Here is a 14714-nt window from a genome sequence, read left to right on the forward strand (position 1 = left end):
TCCTCACAGTATTTATAAAGTTTATTTAATTATACTACAATTAATAATCATTATCTATATATTCTTTATTAATATGTGCAATAAACTTACTTCTTTTATTTTCCCTTCCGTAATCTTCATACAAATGGTATGTCAAGTACAAATGTTTTTTAGCTCTTGTTAAGGCTACGTAGAAAGTTCGCATTTCCTCTTCAAGGTTATTTGACTTAATTGCCATATATGAAGGAAATACTCCTTCTTGAAGCCCACATATAAATACGGTATCAAACTCTAATCCTTTTGCTTGATGAACTGTAATAATAGGTATCCTTTTTTTCTTAGTTCTACTTACTATTAAGCTTTCTAGCTCTCCATTAGAAAGTCCAGTTATTCTTATTATATCTAATAGTGAATCTCTATTACTTTTACTATTATCATCAAGCTCCTTAACTAAAACATAAAAATCTCTAAGTCTTTCAATTTTTTCATTAGCTTCCTTTTCAATTTCACTACTTCTACCACTATATAAAGTTTTAATGCTAAAACTTTTAATTATATCAACAATAATATCTTGAGGTCTTTTATCTTTAGATCTTTCAAATAAAGAATTTAATGCTTCATTAATTTTAGAAAAAGCTCTTATATGCTTGCCAACAAAATTAATCCTATTAAAAGATGTAGGCATTATATCCTTATATAAAGCTCTAATTAATAAATCTTTTGTAGCTAAGATATCATCCATAGCATCATGACTAGGTTTATTATCAGTTTTAAATATATTACTTAAAGTCTCTAACTTATAGTTTTCTAATCTAGTATGGAATCTCCTATATATATCTAAAGTATCATAAAAGGTTTTAAAATTAGGTCCTTCTATTTTATTTCTAGAAAGTTCACTAGTTAAAATATTTATATCATATTGAACATTATGCCCCACAATAACTGAACCATTAGAAAACTCTATAAATTCTTTTAATACTTTTTCTTTATCTTCTCCATTTTCCTTTAAAAATTCATCACTAAATCCATGTACTTTAAAAGACTTTTCTACAGACTTTTTATTCTTTAAAAATTTCTCAAAACTGTCTATTACTCTACCTTCTTTATTTATTTTTATAGCTGCAATTTGAATTATTTCATCTTCTGTAACATCAGTTCCTGTACTTTCTACATCAAATACTATTATATTATCTTTTTGAAGTTCCTCTATTAATAAAGAATACTTTTCTCCATATATTTTTACATCTTCATCTATAAAATCTGTTAAAGCTATTCCAACTTCTTTATACTCTTTAGACTCAATGACCTTTAATGTTGATTCACCTATTCCTGTAGGTAATCTTTTAACTATCCTTCTTAAGCTTACATTATCATACCTATTAGCTATAAGTTTTAAAAAGGCTATTATATCTTTTATTTCTTGTCTTCTAAAGAATTTAAATTGATCAACTAATATAAATTCAAAATCTGAACCTTCATATCCAATTATATTCTGAAGCTCCCTGCTTAAACTTATATTGTAATTATTATCTCTACTTAATATACAAACCTTTGAAGCATCTTCTCCATCTTTGCTTAGTTTTCTTACTTCATCGAATATAAACCTAGCTTCTTCTCTTAAGGTCTTAGTCTCTTTAAGTTTAATTTTTTCTCCAGTTAAACTTGTTATTGAAGTTATCTTTTCTTTATATATAGAAGAATATTGTTTTTTAAAAGCATTTTCTAAAAAACTTAAAGATCCATCAGTAATATATTTTGTAGACCTATAATTTTTAGAAAAAACTACTTCAATAGGATTATATTTTTCTTTAAACAACTCTAAAATTCTATTTGGCTCTGAACCTCTCCATCCATAAATAGTTTGAAACATGTCCCCACAAAGCAATATATTATTATTTTTAAATATCTTTTCTATAATTGAATACTCTAAAGTGCTAGTATCCTGAACTTCATCTATATTAATATACTTAAATTTATTTTTTAAATTTGAAACTAAATCCTCATCAAGTAATAGCTCTTTTGCTTTTATAGTTAAATCTGCAAAATCTAATCCATGATTATTATAAAGTAAAGAGTTATATACTATTACTAATGCTCCCCCATGCTTTTCTAAATCTTTTTCCATTTGAAAATCTAAACTTCCTCTATTGCTGCATAGAGATTTTATTTTTTCATAATTATATTTAAAAATATATTTAACAACTTCATTATAAGTCTTTAATAAATCTTCTCCTGACAAATTTAATCTTGATTTTTCAATTTTAACTAATTCTATAAACTGTTGAAGTTTATTTACAGGGTAATTATAAAAATTACATTCTTTAATTATTTCTTTACAATCTTCCTCATCAAAAACTATAAAGTCCGTAAATATATCTGTTCTCTTTTTTGCCTCACTTTTAATTAAATCGAAACAAAAGCTATGGAATGTTCTAATAGTAATATCCTTTGCACTATCCCCTACAACGTCCTCAATTCTATCTCTCATTTCTGCACAAGCTTTATTAGTAAAAGTAATACATAAGATTTCTTTAGGCTCTGCTTTTTTTAAATTAATAATATTAGAAATTCTACTTGATAATGTATTAGTTTTTCCTGTGCCTGCTGATGCAAGAAGCAGAATATTATTCTCTAACTCATTTACAACTAAAGCTTGTTCCTTATTTAAAGTCATATTTAGTCCTCCTAGCTTTACTTTCTACTACCATCTTTATTAAATACTTTTCTTAAATGAACTTCATCAATTATTATCATAATTGTTGCACCTATTAACGTAAACAACAATTGAAATGATTCATTTACTAAAAAACCTTTAACTAAATAAGATAGTATTCCTAAAAGAATGTTTATCCCACCTAATATAATCATGCTAATACCACTATATTTTTGTGCTTCATCCCAAGTATCCTTATTTTTCATAGACATAGGCGTTCTATATCCTATTACTCCATTTATACTCTCAGGTGGAAATTTAAACATTAATAAACCACATAAAAGAAATACTATAGCTGTTGTTAATAGTATCATAAAATACTCATCTCCAATATTTTTATTTATACAATTATTATACTCTAATATTTAATAATTTCATTATTCAACATTTTATCTATAGTTAAAACTTCTATTATTTAATAAAAAAATCTAATATGTTATAATTATCTAAAAATTATTTATGGAGTTGATAAAATTGAAAGGGAAAAATAAATTTATATTTATTATATTTACTTCTGTATATTTGTTAGTGAATTATATAATGGGTAGTATATTTTTTAAGGGCTTTAATTCAATTTTAAAAATATCCCCCTTAGTATTCTGGCCTGTATTTTGGGTCTTAGCCTTATGTTATACCGCTTCTTTTATATTAAATAAATATATAAAACCTAGTTTAACAAATTTTCTTTACTTAATAGGTGCCTATTGGCTAGGTCTTCTTATGTATTCAGCACTATCCTTTCCTATTTTAGCAATAGTAAATCTACTAATTACTAAAGCTCCTTTTTTTAGTAATAAATTTTATTTATATGAAATAATATTAATTTCATTAGTATTTATATTTATTACTATAATAGGAAGTTATAATGCTAAAAATTCTTATGTTAAATCTATTAATATTAAAATAAATAAAGAAGGTTTAACAGAACCTTTAAATATAGTAATGGTTTCAGATCTTCATCTAGGTAATATAATTAGAAATGAAAGATTGAAAACCATGGTAGAAGAAATAAACTCTCTTAATCCAGATATAGTTATTATTGCTGGAGATATTATTGATAGTGATATTAATCCATTTTTAAATCATAATATGGCAAATGAGTTTTCTAATTTAAAATCAAAGTATGGTGTTTTTGCAACTTTAGGTAATCATGATATTATAACTAAATCTGAAAATGAAATAGTTAAACTACTTAAAGAAAATTCAATAATTGTATTAAGAGATGAAGCTACTTTAGTTAATAATAGCTTTTATATTATAGGAAGAGACGATATAACAGTAAGTAAATCCACTAATAAGTCTCGTGCTTCTCTAGAAGATTTAACAAAGGATTTAGATAAATCTAAGCCATTAATTGTTGTTGACCACAATCCAAAATATTTAAATGAAAGTTTAGATGCTAATATTGATTTACAGCTTTCTGGCCATACTCATAAAGGTCAAATTGCTCCTGGTAATATAGTAACTAACAAATTATTTGAAGTCCATTATGGTCATATAAAAAAAGATAATTTAAATGTTGTGGTTTCCTCAGGATATGGAACTTGGGGACCTCCTGTTAGATTAGGAAGCAAAAGTGAAATAGTTCAAATTAATTTACAATAGAAAAGAGATAAATATTATATTCCTTGCTCCGCCTAACGCTCCAATTCGCCGTCATCCAATATTTATCTCTTTATACACTGAAGGTAATAATTCCTCATTTCTCGGAATTATGAATTTTTGCTCTGTTTCTAGGTTCCAAGTCATAGCAAAATTAATATAAGCACTTCATAGCTAAAGGAAGGAAATCACAAAAAATATTCGCATGGTAAACTTTTTATAATTTCCTCGTATAATAAAATTGAGCTGTCTTACAGACAGCTCAATTAAAATAATTTTATTTTTAAAACTCTTAATGGAGTTTTTTCTTCAATTCTTCATTTTACATTCTATATTATGCTATAGTACCTTATATTTCATAACTTAATTCTATAAATTTTTCTATATCTTCCTCAATAAGCTTTAAAGAACTTCTCCAGAAATTAACATCATGAACATCTATATTCATTATTTTAGTAACATCAGCTACCATATTCTTACCTGTAACTGCTAATAACTCCTCATATTCCTTACAGAAACTTTCTCCTCTCTTTAAATACTCTGCATATAACCCCTTAGCAAATAAGTTTCCAAAGGCATATGGAAAATTATAAAAATTAGCAGTAGCATAATAATAATGAGGCTTCCATGTCCACATATATTTATGAAGATAATTACTATCTAATCCATCCCCATAAGCTTCCTTTTGTGCTCTAATCATTGCATCATTAATTTCTTCTACTGATAGAGAACTCTCTTTTCTCTTTTCAAAAACTTCACTTTCAAATAAGAATCTTGAATATATATCAACTATAACTTGATTACAATCAGATATTTCCGCCTCTAAAATTGCAAAAGCCTCTTCTTTAGGAGCATCTTTAACTGCACTTTTCTTAATAATTATTTCACAGAAATTAGATGCAGTTTCAGCTAAAGTCATCGGATATTCAGAATTTAGCATAGTCTCTTTATTTAAACATTCTCCGTGGAAACCATGTCCAAGCTCATGAGCCATAGTTACAACATCACTAAAACTATCTCCATAGTTTAATAATATTCTACTTTCTCCAATATCCTTAATACTAGCGCAAAAAGCTCCCCCTACTTTGCCTTCCTTTGGATATACATCTAACCAATTATTATTAAATGCTTTAACAACAAAATCAGCTAAGTTATTACTAAATCCTCTAAAATTCTTTTCCACGAAAGCCTTTCCTTCTTCAAAAGTAAACTTCATTTCTTTTTCTATAACAGGTGCATATAAGTCATAAAATGGAAGACCATTTTTATGCCCTAAAATCTCAGCTTTTCTTTTTAAGTACTTTCTAAATACAGGTAAACTTTCTTTAATAGCTGTTATCATGGCATTTAATATTTCTTCATCCATCCTTGACTCTTCTAGAGTCATGTGAAGAGGCGATTTATATCCTTTAAGTTCAGAAGTAGTTATTACTTCTCCCTTAATTCCATTTAAAGCTGCTGCTACTCCTTCTTCTATTTTTCCATAAGAGTTTATTTCAGCTTCATATGCCTTTTTTCTTATATCTGGATCTTTGCTGTAAGCCATATTTAAAACAACAGTTAATGGAAGAGATTCCTCTTTTCCATCTACATTAATATCTACCTTATGAGTTGATATTAAGTAATCTTTATAGTTTGACCAAGCATCTGAACCAGTAGTTCTCATCTTAGCAATTATAGCTTCTTCCTTATCACTTAACATATATTTATTTTTTTCAACTATTTCTTTAATTATAAATTCATGATTCTTTAATAATTTAGAAGATTTGATTACTTCATCTATATTTTCTATAGATGCAATCCATTTATATATTTTAGTGAATGGTTCAGCTAAAAGACTATTTTTAGCATTTACAACATCTAAATATTTTCTTCCTTCAATGTTTCTTGAATCTGCACTTATTGTTAAGCTTGCAAAAGATGCTGTTTTACTTATAAGTAAATAAATACTTTCCATTTTATTTATCACAGACTCTAGTGATTTTAAAGTATCACTACTATTATTTAATTTCTCTGCAAATATTTTTAAATTATTTATGTCCTTATCTATCTTCTCTAGATCATTAAGAAATTCCTTTGATGTAAAAGATGGATAAAGCTCATTTAAGCTCCAATTATTTGACATTTCTTTGCCCCCTTTTAAAGTATTAATAAAATTATAGTCTTAATTTAAACTTTTTTCAATAAATTGCCACCTATATGAAATAATTTTTATTTCTAAACTTTAGTGGAGAAACTCCAACTATTTTTTTAAAAGTATTTGTAAAATGACTTTGATCATGAAAACCTAATAATATGCTTATTTCTAAAATGCTTTTTTCAGTGCTTAATAATAAAGTTCTCGCTCTATCTATTTTTATTTCTCTTAAATATCTCATTATTGATATACCCTTGTACTTTTTAAAGCAAGTAGATGCATAGCCAACTGATATATTTAAATTTTTGCATATTTCTTCTAGGGATGTATGATTTTCTATATTTAGATGAAGAGCTTGTAGAAGTTTATTGACTGTGAAGCTATCTGTAATCTCAGTATCATTAGTAAGTAACTCCATATATTGATTAATCATATTAAGTTCTATTTCTTGAAGATATTTCATAGAATTAGATTCTTTTATTCTTCTATAGAACTTATTATAAATTGGATGCAAATATTTTTTTGATATCCCATTTCTAATAATTTCTCTAGTATAAATTGCATTCCAAATAACTAAGTCATCTCTTTTATGTTCCTTATCTACTTCATCAGTTAATTCTGATAAATGCTTTTCCTTTGTTATCTTAATAAGTTCATTTTTATTTCTAGCTTCAATTAATAAAGACATTCTATTATTGAAAATATTAAAGTCAGATTCAAAACTTTCATAACCATCATTCATAAAATTCATCCCCCTATAATAATTATATACATATTATATTATAAATTTTAAAACTCCTTCAATTCGCTCCTAAAATTTTACAATATGCTAATTAATATAGATTATTTTTTTTAATATCACAGTAACAACTTCTAAAATTATTAAATTAATATAAAAATAGACAGATGAATCATTTAAATTCCACTGTCTATTTTTTTCTAATTTTTCTTAATTGTATTTAAAACATAATTTTTAAATTCTGCAAAGTTTCCTTCAAGTATAGAAGCTCCTTTGTTAATCTTTCCACTAAAAAAGTTATACTCTGCTGATCCATAATTAAAACTTGCACTAGAAACAATTATACTAGAATCTGTAACTCTGTAGTTTACATCACATAACATTACCTCTTTACAAAATTCTATAAATTCATTTGCTTTTTCTAAACTTCCTTTACAAACTGTATTTAATGTAAATTTAAATAAACCATATCCACCTATTAAAGGTACCATTTGACCATTTGCCATATAGAACACTCTACCCATATTATAAAAATACTTCATATTTCCATACTCCATAGTCTTATATTCAGTATTTATTACTAAATCCTTATTATCTAAGTTTGTAAACTTTTCAACTATTTCATCCCAAGCTCTAGCTTCAGCAGTTTTGTTATTACTTATTACACTTTTAAATTTATCAAAGGCATTATCTAAATCCTTATCTTTATTTACTATTGATCCATTTACAACTACACTATATTCATCATTTTCAAATATTAATTCTACTTTACTATTCATATTAAACTCCTCTTACTATGTATGCTACTATTATCTAATAATAATTATTATAACATAATACTTAAAAATTTAAAACAACTAATTTTACTCTATAATTTTCTAAGTTAGATTTTTTAATCTAAGAAATTATATATATTAGTATATACTATTTTTATTAATAAATCATTATCTTAATTATATTTATAATACTAATAAAAAATTAAGCTTATGCCAAAATCATAAACTTAATTTTTCCTCTTATTGACAATATTAACACCCGGCAAAACTACTTTAAAGTAATCTTCTTTAACAGAATTAATAAATCTAACCTTCCCCAAGTTATTAAAAGATTTTTTTATTCTTAATAATCCTAGTCCATTATTTAAAAACCTTTTGTTATTATCTAATGTTATTACTTTTTCATAAAGCCACATATTTCTTTTACTTTGATTAATATATTTACTTAAATTACTGTTATTAATTATAGCGCCTGGACTAGTTATAATAACTGTCTTAAATCCTATGTTTACTTCTATTATTTTATCAAATGCAGAATAATCTCTATATAAAACAGCATTATTTACAGCTTCAATTATAGCTTTTATAGGATATTCCTTTGGCACAATATCAGAAATAATTTTTTCCACTTTGTCTATCATCTCTAAAATATTACCTTGAATTATAATAGTTTCATCAAAATTCTTATTAACCTTATTTATAAGTCTTATCATATTTTGAGGCAACCATATACTGTTAAAACTAGAAAATATTAAAACCCCTCCTAGAGTACAATTAATCTTTCCCGAGTCTTTGTCTCTAGTAATAATTTGAGATGTTTCTAATAGAAACTCTTTATTTTCTTCGTTTATTTCAATACCTTTATTTTTAAAGTACTTTTTAATTAAATTATTATCAAGAAAACTTATATCACTCTTATTTATCATTGAGGTTTCCATAAAGAAATTAAGATTTTCTTCGAATGCTTCAACAAGTTCCTGCTTTCTCATAGTATCAGTTGTAGAGCCTCTTCTTGTATAAAAAGCTCCATTTTCTCTTATTTGATAAGGTTTTTGTTCCCCAGAGAAAATAGTTATTACACACACTCTTTTGTTCTCTATTAAAAATGTATCTACCGATATTGGTATTGGTGGTTCACACCTTGAAGTAATAATTTGCTGAACTTGCTCTTCTCTCAATACTTCTTTTTCTTCTAAACCAATTATCTTCTTAGTCTTATCTTCTATACCTATAATAATATAGCCTCTACCACCTCTAGAATTTGCTATTGCACAAACATCCTTTGATAATTCTTTTTTATTACTTTCATATTCTAAGGATAGCTTTAACTTAAAATCTAATTTTGTTCCTTCTTCTTTTTTTATTAAAGAAAGTAATTTCTTGCTATCCATTTTAATCCACCCCTAATAAAATAATTTATACTAATATTTTACTATTAAATTGGTATAAGTTGTTATTTTATTAATTTTTCTATATTTTCTTTTAACATATCTTCATCTATTAATCCTTGTATATCATAGGATACTTCCCCACTTTTATTAATGAAAATAGTTCTAGGTATACTCATTATATTATAAGTATTAGCTACATTTAAATCAGTATCAAATAATATATCCATTTCTAAATTGTTGTCTTGTAAAAACTTTAATGCTTTTTCTTTAGTCTCTCTTTCACCATCTGTTAAATTAACCATAAGTATTTCAACCTTGTCTCCATATTCATTAATAGCTTTTTGAAAATATGGCATTTCAGCTTTACATGGTCCACACCAACTTGCCCATATATTTACAACTACAGGTTTTTTATTTTTAAAATCTGATAGTTTTATTTTATTACCCTCTTTATCGTAAACCGTAAAATCCTTTGCTTCTTTTAAATCAGCTGTAGAAATTTCTCCTTCTATAGGCATATATTTACCAGATAAATATCCATAACCAAACTTAACTATAAAAATTAATAAAACTAAAGAAACTAATAAAACAATTAATCTTTTCTTTTCTTTCAATTTATTCCCTCCTAATTAAATGTTAACCAAGATAATAACAAATTCAAATAACCTGTCATCATTAATACTCCTATTATTATTAATAATATACCTGATATAGTATTTATAGTCTTATAGTTTTTCTTAATAAACTTAAAAGCACTCTTTAAACTATCTATTAGTAATGCAGATATTATAAATGGTATTCCTAAGCCTAAACTATAAGATAAGAGCATAAAAATACCTTCCATTGTATTCTGCCTATTAGCTGCAAACATTAAGGCTGAACCTAAAAATGTTCCTACACAAGGTGTCCATCCTATTGCAAAAATCATTCCAAATAAAATTGAAGCTGTTAAATTAAGATTTCCTAAGTCTTCTTTACCTTTTAACTTTAAACTTCTTTCTAATAATGGAATCTTAAAAATACCAATATAATTTATTCCAAATATAATTAATAAAACTCCTGCCATAATGTTAAAAATTTTCATATATCTTTGTATAAAAGAACCAAAGGTTCCTGCTGCAGCCCCTAATACTGTAAATACTATGGAAAATCCTATTACAAAACCAATTGAGTTAATTAAAGCTTTACTACTCTTCTTATCTTCATTTCCTCCCATAAAATAAGTAACATAAATAGGAATCATAGGTAAAATACAGGGGGAAATAAAAGTTATTATTCCCTCTAAAAAAAGAATAAAATAATTCACACAATCACTCCTTTTCATTATTTAATAATATATCATAACATATAAATAAACTAAATAAGTTACTTTTTTAATACCTAATAATAATTATAATAAAACATTACATAGTTTTATAAACTACTTATTGTATATATTATTATTTTATGATATCTTATTGATATAGTAAGATATAGAAAGGGTTGTTATAATGAATAAAATAGCTTTAATAACTGATAGTACTTCTGGTTTACCTAAGGAGTATGTTGAAAAATACAACGTTAAAGTTGTATCTTTAAAAATACTTTATAAAGAAAAAGAATTTATAGATGGAGTTAATATTACACCTGAAGAAGTTTATTCTAGATTACCAAAAGAATTACCAACTACTTCAATGCCTTCTGTTGAAGATGTAGCTGTTTTATATGAAGAACTAGTTAAAGAAGGATATACACATGCAATAGTATTGCCTGTCTCCTCCGGATTATCTGGGACTATAAATAGTTTTAGGCTAGCTAGTGAAAATTTTGAAAGCATAAATACTTTTATTTTTGATACAAAAATATTGTCTATGGCAGTTGGATTAATTGTAATAGAAGTTGGTAAAATGATAGAAGAAAATAAAAGTTTTGAATATATTTGTGATAGGATTCCAAAAATAAGAGAAAATCTATGGCTGTATTTTACAGTAGATACTTTAGAATATTTAATTAAAGGTGGTAGAATAGGAAAGGTTACTGGTGGAATTGGACAAATGCTTAATTTAAAGCCAATTATAACTATGAACGAAGATGGTGCATATACTACTTTTACTAAAGTAAGAGGATCCAACCAAGCATTTAAAAAGCTATTATCTTTAGCTTCAGAAATCTTAGATAAACGTAAGGGGAAAGTCATTGTAATGACAGGAACTATGCATGAAGAGGCTGAAAGGCTAAAAGAAATTTTATCACAACATAAAAATACAACCTTTATGTATAAAGGAACTATAACACCAGCTGTTGGAATACATTCAGGCCCTAGGCTATTAGCTGTAGCTGTTATGAAAGAACTCTAAATATAAAAAGAAATAACATAGTGGTTTCTCCGTCGTAAACTCCAAGTCGACCCACTATGTTATTTCTTTTTATCAAATTTAAAGGAAATAGTCCTCAATCCTTCTCAATATGTTATTCTTCGTGTTCGAAGTTTTTTCCTGATTTCATTGCTATATTTTCAGCTGTTAAATTCTTTAATAGCACATTAACAGTCCATTCCTTAGAAGTTTCTGTAACTGTAGCCTTTAAAACATTATTTAATCTAAACTTTTTAAGATTTTCAATAAATAATCCTATTTTAGCTCCAGGAATATTATTAAATATTATTGCTTTACTTTTAACTCCATCTTCAGCATCATTTAATATATTTCCTTCTAAAACATCTTTAACTAATGTATTTCCATTTTTATAGCTTATAACTATCTTATCTCTAATTCCAATCATTCCAGCTAAGCTACTAATAGTTTTTATCTCTTTAGCGTTAAAGTTACATAGTATAGCGCAGCTTCTTCCTTCACTTGTTGAAGTTTCCTTTGTATCTAATAATTCAAATGACATATTTTTCTCCTTTTTACAAATAAAATTTCTTATCTATATCATATAAAATTACTAAGAATTAAGCAACCTCGATTTTTTTAAATTTAACTTAATAGTTATTGTATATATAAAATCTATTGTCATAATTATTGATATTATTAAATTAGATACCCTAAAAAAATTTTCTAAACTTATGTAAAAATTATTTACAACTGGTTGAACATAACTTATTCCCAAATAACAAAGAATCATCCAGTAAAATGAAAACCTTAAAGTTATTAAACCTTTATAATTATATTTTAAATCTGAATAGTCCCAATACTTTTCATTAAATACCATTAAAAGCAAATACCCGCTTATAAATTCTATTGCTGTTGGGACTATTAGGTATAAAAACAATCTAATAAATATATTAAAATTATAATATGTATCTAATAAAGCTAGTATTGTAAATGCAATACCATACATAGGTTTATATGGTCCTTTTAAAAATCCCTTATCCTTAAATCTCCCAGTAATTATATAGCTATATACCTCTTCTATTATATAGCCAACTATAGAATATAAAATAAAATTAAATATTGTAAAGTTAATTATAGTCACAAAAGAACACCAACCTTCAGTAAATTTCCTCATTAGTTTATCCAATAATAATTCATAAATACCTGGTTTTGTATTTTGTAACTTTTAATCTTTCCAAGAATAAAATGAAATATATAATTTATAAGGAGAGATTAAAATAGAAACTACTTATAAAAAAGTTAAATATATATTAATAATTCTCTTAGGAGCAAATTTATTTGTTGCAATTTCTAAGATTATAGTAGGCTCAGTAATTAATAGTTCTAGCGTAACTGCCGATGGTCTTCATTCTATTTCAGATAGTGCATCAAATATAGTAGGAATTATAGGAATTACATTAGCTTCAAAACCTAAAGATACTGAACATCCATACGGTCATAAAAAATTCGAGACTATTTCAAGTATAATAATAGGTTTAATGTTATTACTCCTTGGAGTTAATGTAATTAAAACATCAATTTCAAAGCTATTTAATCCTTCTGTTTTGACAATAACTATTGAAAGCCTAATAGTAATATTAATAACCTTAATAATTAATATATTTGTTGCTATCTACGAAAATAAGCAAGGGCACAAGTTAAATAGTCAACTTTTAATAGCTGACTCTCTTCATACTAAAAGTGATATATTTGTATCTATTGGTGTTTTAATTGCATTGCTAACAGTCAAACTAGGTCTTTCCCCTATTATCGATACTTTTGCATCCTTTATTGTAGCCTTTTTTATTTTACATGCATCTTATGAAATAATTAAGGATAACATGTCATCTCTAACTGATAAAAATATGGTAGATGAAGGTGTAATAATAAATATACTAAAAGAATTTAAAGCTATTAATGATGTCCATAATATTAGATCTAGAGGACACCATGATTACATTTTCTTAGACATGCATATTAAAGTCGATTCAAGCTTAAATGTTGATGAGGCCCATACCCTAGTACATGATATTGAAAATACACTAAATAAAAAATTAAATAAAAAAATAGATTTAATAATTCATGTAGAACCAACCAATAAAATATAACTTAAAATTTAGCTAAAGCTAACTTTATATAATAAAAAAAAGAAGTAAATATGTTATATTAGTTGCTCCGTCTCAAACTCCAAGTCACCCTAACACAACATATTTACTTCTACAAACTCAAGGTAATAATTCCTCATTCCTCGGAATTATGAATTTTTATTCCATCCCTACTCTAAAGGTCACCACAAAATTAATAGCTACACTTCAAAGCTGAAAGATGGAATTTATAAAAAGTTATTCAAATACTAATCTTTTTATAAATTCCTAAAAATATATATTACTTGGTTCATTAATATTTAAATACTCATCTATTTCTAAGTAGTATTCTCCATCATAAGATATTTTTCCTAGGGCTTTAATCCATTGCCCCTCCTTAAACTTATCCTTTGATAAAGAGCTTATTCCTATAATATAAGAATCTGCTGCACAACAATTCATTTCTTCTCTTGCTAAAATAAACCTTTCCTCATCATATTTATATACAAATCCAGTAAATATTATATACTTACCTAAATACTCCTCACCATAGCTTTCTAAATTCTCTAAAATATGATGAGTATCATGATTAATTTCTATCGCATCCTTAGCAAAAATATTGTTGAAGCTTGCAATATTGTTCTCTTCATTATGAAAGCTATTTCTTAATAAAAGTAAAACTCCAATACTTAATGTTAAAATTATGGGAATAAATTTAAAGGAGGTATCTTCTCTAGAATTAAAGCTAAAAACCTTCATAACCTGTACTATAATAAATATTGGTAAAATCACTAAAGCTATATATAAATTCTTTGCTGTTTTAACACTTAAATAGTTATATATATTTCCAGATAACATCAAATATCCTATATATGATGTCAAAAGAATAAGTATAAGTAACCAAATAAATTCTTCTATATTAAATTTTTTCATACTATC

The 14714-nt window shown here is 25.6% G+C and carries 14 protein-coding genes; 3 read left to right on the plus strand and 11 right to left on the minus strand.

Annotated features, from left to right (window positions below; translation table 11 throughout):
- Positions 1–40: 40 nt before the first annotated feature.
- The gene (locus tag ACQPUY_RS10755) at positions 41–2653 is read right to left on the minus strand and encodes a 3'-5' exonuclease (protein ID WP_430841225.1); all 2613 of its coding nucleotides are present in this window, start codon (positions 2651–2653) and stop codon (positions 41–43) included.
- A 17-nt stretch (positions 2654–2670) separates the two neighbouring features.
- Positions 2671–3006 carry an SdpI family protein gene (locus ACQPUY_RS10760; protein WP_430841226.1) on the minus strand — a complete coding sequence of 112 codons (336 nt, stop codon included), beginning with the start codon at positions 3004–3006 and terminating at the stop codon, positions 2671–2673.
- A 406-nt stretch (positions 3007–3412) separates the two neighbouring features.
- Here ACQPUY_RS10760 and ACQPUY_RS10765 point away from each other — a divergent pair, with 406 nt between their 5' ends.
- Positions 3413–4297 (plus strand): metallophosphoesterase, encoded by an 885-nt coding sequence (locus tag ACQPUY_RS10765; protein ID WP_430841227.1) that lies wholly within the window; start codon positions 3413–3415, stop codon positions 4295–4297.
- 346 nt (positions 4298–4643) lie between these two features.
- On the opposite strand, the gene ACQPUY_RS10770 is transcribed toward ACQPUY_RS10765, so the two are convergent.
- The 6 genes from ACQPUY_RS10770 to ACQPUY_RS10795 form a co-directional block, all read right to left on the minus strand.
- Positions 4644–6419, minus strand: coding sequence for a M3 family oligoendopeptidase (locus ACQPUY_RS10770; protein ID WP_430841228.1), 1776 nt, complete (start codon positions 6417–6419; stop codon positions 4644–4646).
- A 70-nt stretch (positions 6420–6489) separates the two neighbouring features.
- The gene (locus ACQPUY_RS10775; RefSeq protein WP_430841229.1) at positions 6490–7173 is read right to left on the minus strand and encodes a helix-turn-helix transcriptional regulator; all 684 of its coding nucleotides are present in this window, start codon (positions 7171–7173) and stop codon (positions 6490–6492) included.
- Positions 7174–7370: 197 nt separating this feature from the next.
- The gene (locus ACQPUY_RS10780) at positions 7371–7949 is read right to left on the minus strand and encodes a hypothetical protein (protein WP_430841230.1); all 579 of its coding nucleotides are present in this window, start codon (positions 7947–7949) and stop codon (positions 7371–7373) included.
- Between the two features lie 224 nt (positions 7950–8173).
- Positions 8174–9337 (minus strand): AlbA family DNA-binding domain-containing protein, encoded by a 1164-nt coding sequence (locus ACQPUY_RS10785; protein ID WP_430841231.1) that lies wholly within the window; start codon positions 9335–9337, stop codon positions 8174–8176.
- Positions 9338–9399: 62 nt separating this feature from the next.
- Positions 9400–9951 carry a TlpA family protein disulfide reductase gene (locus ACQPUY_RS10790; RefSeq protein WP_430841232.1) on the minus strand — a complete coding sequence of 184 codons (552 nt, stop codon included), beginning with the start codon at positions 9949–9951 and terminating at the stop codon, positions 9400–9402.
- An 11-nt stretch (positions 9952–9962) separates the two neighbouring features.
- A complete protein-coding gene (locus ACQPUY_RS10795; protein ID WP_430841233.1) occupies positions 9963–10643 on the minus strand; it encodes a cytochrome c biogenesis CcdA family protein in 681 nt (226 codons plus the stop codon).
- 184 nt (positions 10644–10827) lie between these two features.
- Here ACQPUY_RS10795 and ACQPUY_RS10800 point away from each other — a divergent pair, with 184 nt between their 5' ends.
- Positions 10828–11673 (plus strand): DegV family protein, encoded by an 846-nt coding sequence (locus tag ACQPUY_RS10800; protein WP_430841234.1) that lies wholly within the window; start codon positions 10828–10830, stop codon positions 11671–11673.
- Between the two features lie 112 nt (positions 11674–11785).
- On the opposite strand, the gene ACQPUY_RS10805 is transcribed toward ACQPUY_RS10800, so the two are convergent.
- Together ACQPUY_RS10805 and ACQPUY_RS10810 are read right to left on the minus strand one after the other, a co-directional pair.
- A complete protein-coding gene (locus ACQPUY_RS10805) occupies positions 11786–12211 on the minus strand; it encodes a DUF3783 domain-containing protein (protein WP_430841235.1) in 426 nt (141 codons plus the stop codon).
- Positions 12212–12262: 51 nt separating this feature from the next.
- The gene (locus ACQPUY_RS10810) at positions 12263–12826 is read right to left on the minus strand and encodes a putative ABC transporter permease (protein WP_430841236.1); all 564 of its coding nucleotides are present in this window, start codon (positions 12824–12826) and stop codon (positions 12263–12265) included.
- Between the two features lie 142 nt (positions 12827–12968).
- Here ACQPUY_RS10810 and ACQPUY_RS10815 point away from each other — a divergent pair, with 142 nt between their 5' ends.
- Positions 12969–13799 carry a cation diffusion facilitator family transporter gene (locus tag ACQPUY_RS10815; RefSeq protein ID WP_430841392.1) on the plus strand — a complete coding sequence of 277 codons (831 nt, stop codon included), beginning with the start codon at positions 12969–12971 and terminating at the stop codon, positions 13797–13799.
- Between the two features lie 264 nt (positions 13800–14063).
- Here ACQPUY_RS10815 and ACQPUY_RS10820 read toward each other — a convergent pair whose 3' ends face one another.
- Complete coding sequence (locus ACQPUY_RS10820; protein ID WP_430841237.1) at positions 14064–14708, minus strand: TIGR03943 family putative permease subunit; 645 nt, start codon at positions 14706–14708, stop codon at positions 14064–14066.
- Between the last annotated feature and the right edge of the window lie 6 nt (positions 14709–14714).

The organism is Clostridium nigeriense, from assembly GCF_050585245.1.
Taxonomy (GTDB): Bacteria; Bacillota; Clostridia; order Clostridiales; family Clostridiaceae; genus Clostridium; species Clostridium nigeriense_A.

Coding starts and splice junctions, on each gene's coding strand:
- ACQPUY_RS10755 (WP_430841225.1), bottom strand. CDS start 2,653: ATGACTTTAAATAAGGAACAAGCTTTAGTTGTAAATGAGTTAGAGAAT.
- ACQPUY_RS10760 (WP_430841226.1), bottom strand. CDS start 3,006: ATGATACTATTAACAACAGCTATAGTATTTCTTTTATGTGGTTTATTA.
- ACQPUY_RS10765 (WP_430841227.1), top strand. CDS start 3,413: ATGTATTCAGCACTATCCTTTCCTATTTTAGCAATAGTAAATCTACTA.
- ACQPUY_RS10770 (WP_430841228.1), bottom strand. CDS start 6,419: ATGTCAAATAATTGGAGCTTAAATGAGCTTTATCCATCTTTTACATCA.
- ACQPUY_RS10775 (WP_430841229.1), bottom strand. CDS start 7,173: ATGAATGATGGTTATGAAAGTTTTGAATCTGACTTTAATATTTTCAAT.
- ACQPUY_RS10780 (WP_430841230.1), bottom strand. CDS start 7,949: ATGAATAGTAAAGTAGAATTAATATTTGAAAATGATGAATATAGTGTA.
- ACQPUY_RS10785 (WP_430841231.1), bottom strand. CDS start 9,337: ATGGATAGCAAGAAATTACTTTCTTTAATAAAAAAAGAAGAAGGAACA.
- ACQPUY_RS10800 (WP_430841234.1), top strand. CDS start 10,828: ATGAATAAAATAGCTTTAATAACTGATAGTACTTCTGGTTTACCTAAG.
- ACQPUY_RS10805 (WP_430841235.1), bottom strand. CDS start 12,211: ATGTCATTTGAATTATTAGATACAAAGGAAACTTCAACAAGTGAAGGA.
- ACQPUY_RS10810 (WP_430841236.1), bottom strand. CDS start 12,826: ATGAGGAAATTTACTGAAGGTTGGTGTTCTTTTGTGACTATAATTAAC.
- ACQPUY_RS10820 (WP_430841237.1), bottom strand. CDS start 14,708: ATGAAAAAATTTAATATAGAAGAATTTATTTGGTTACTTATACTTATT.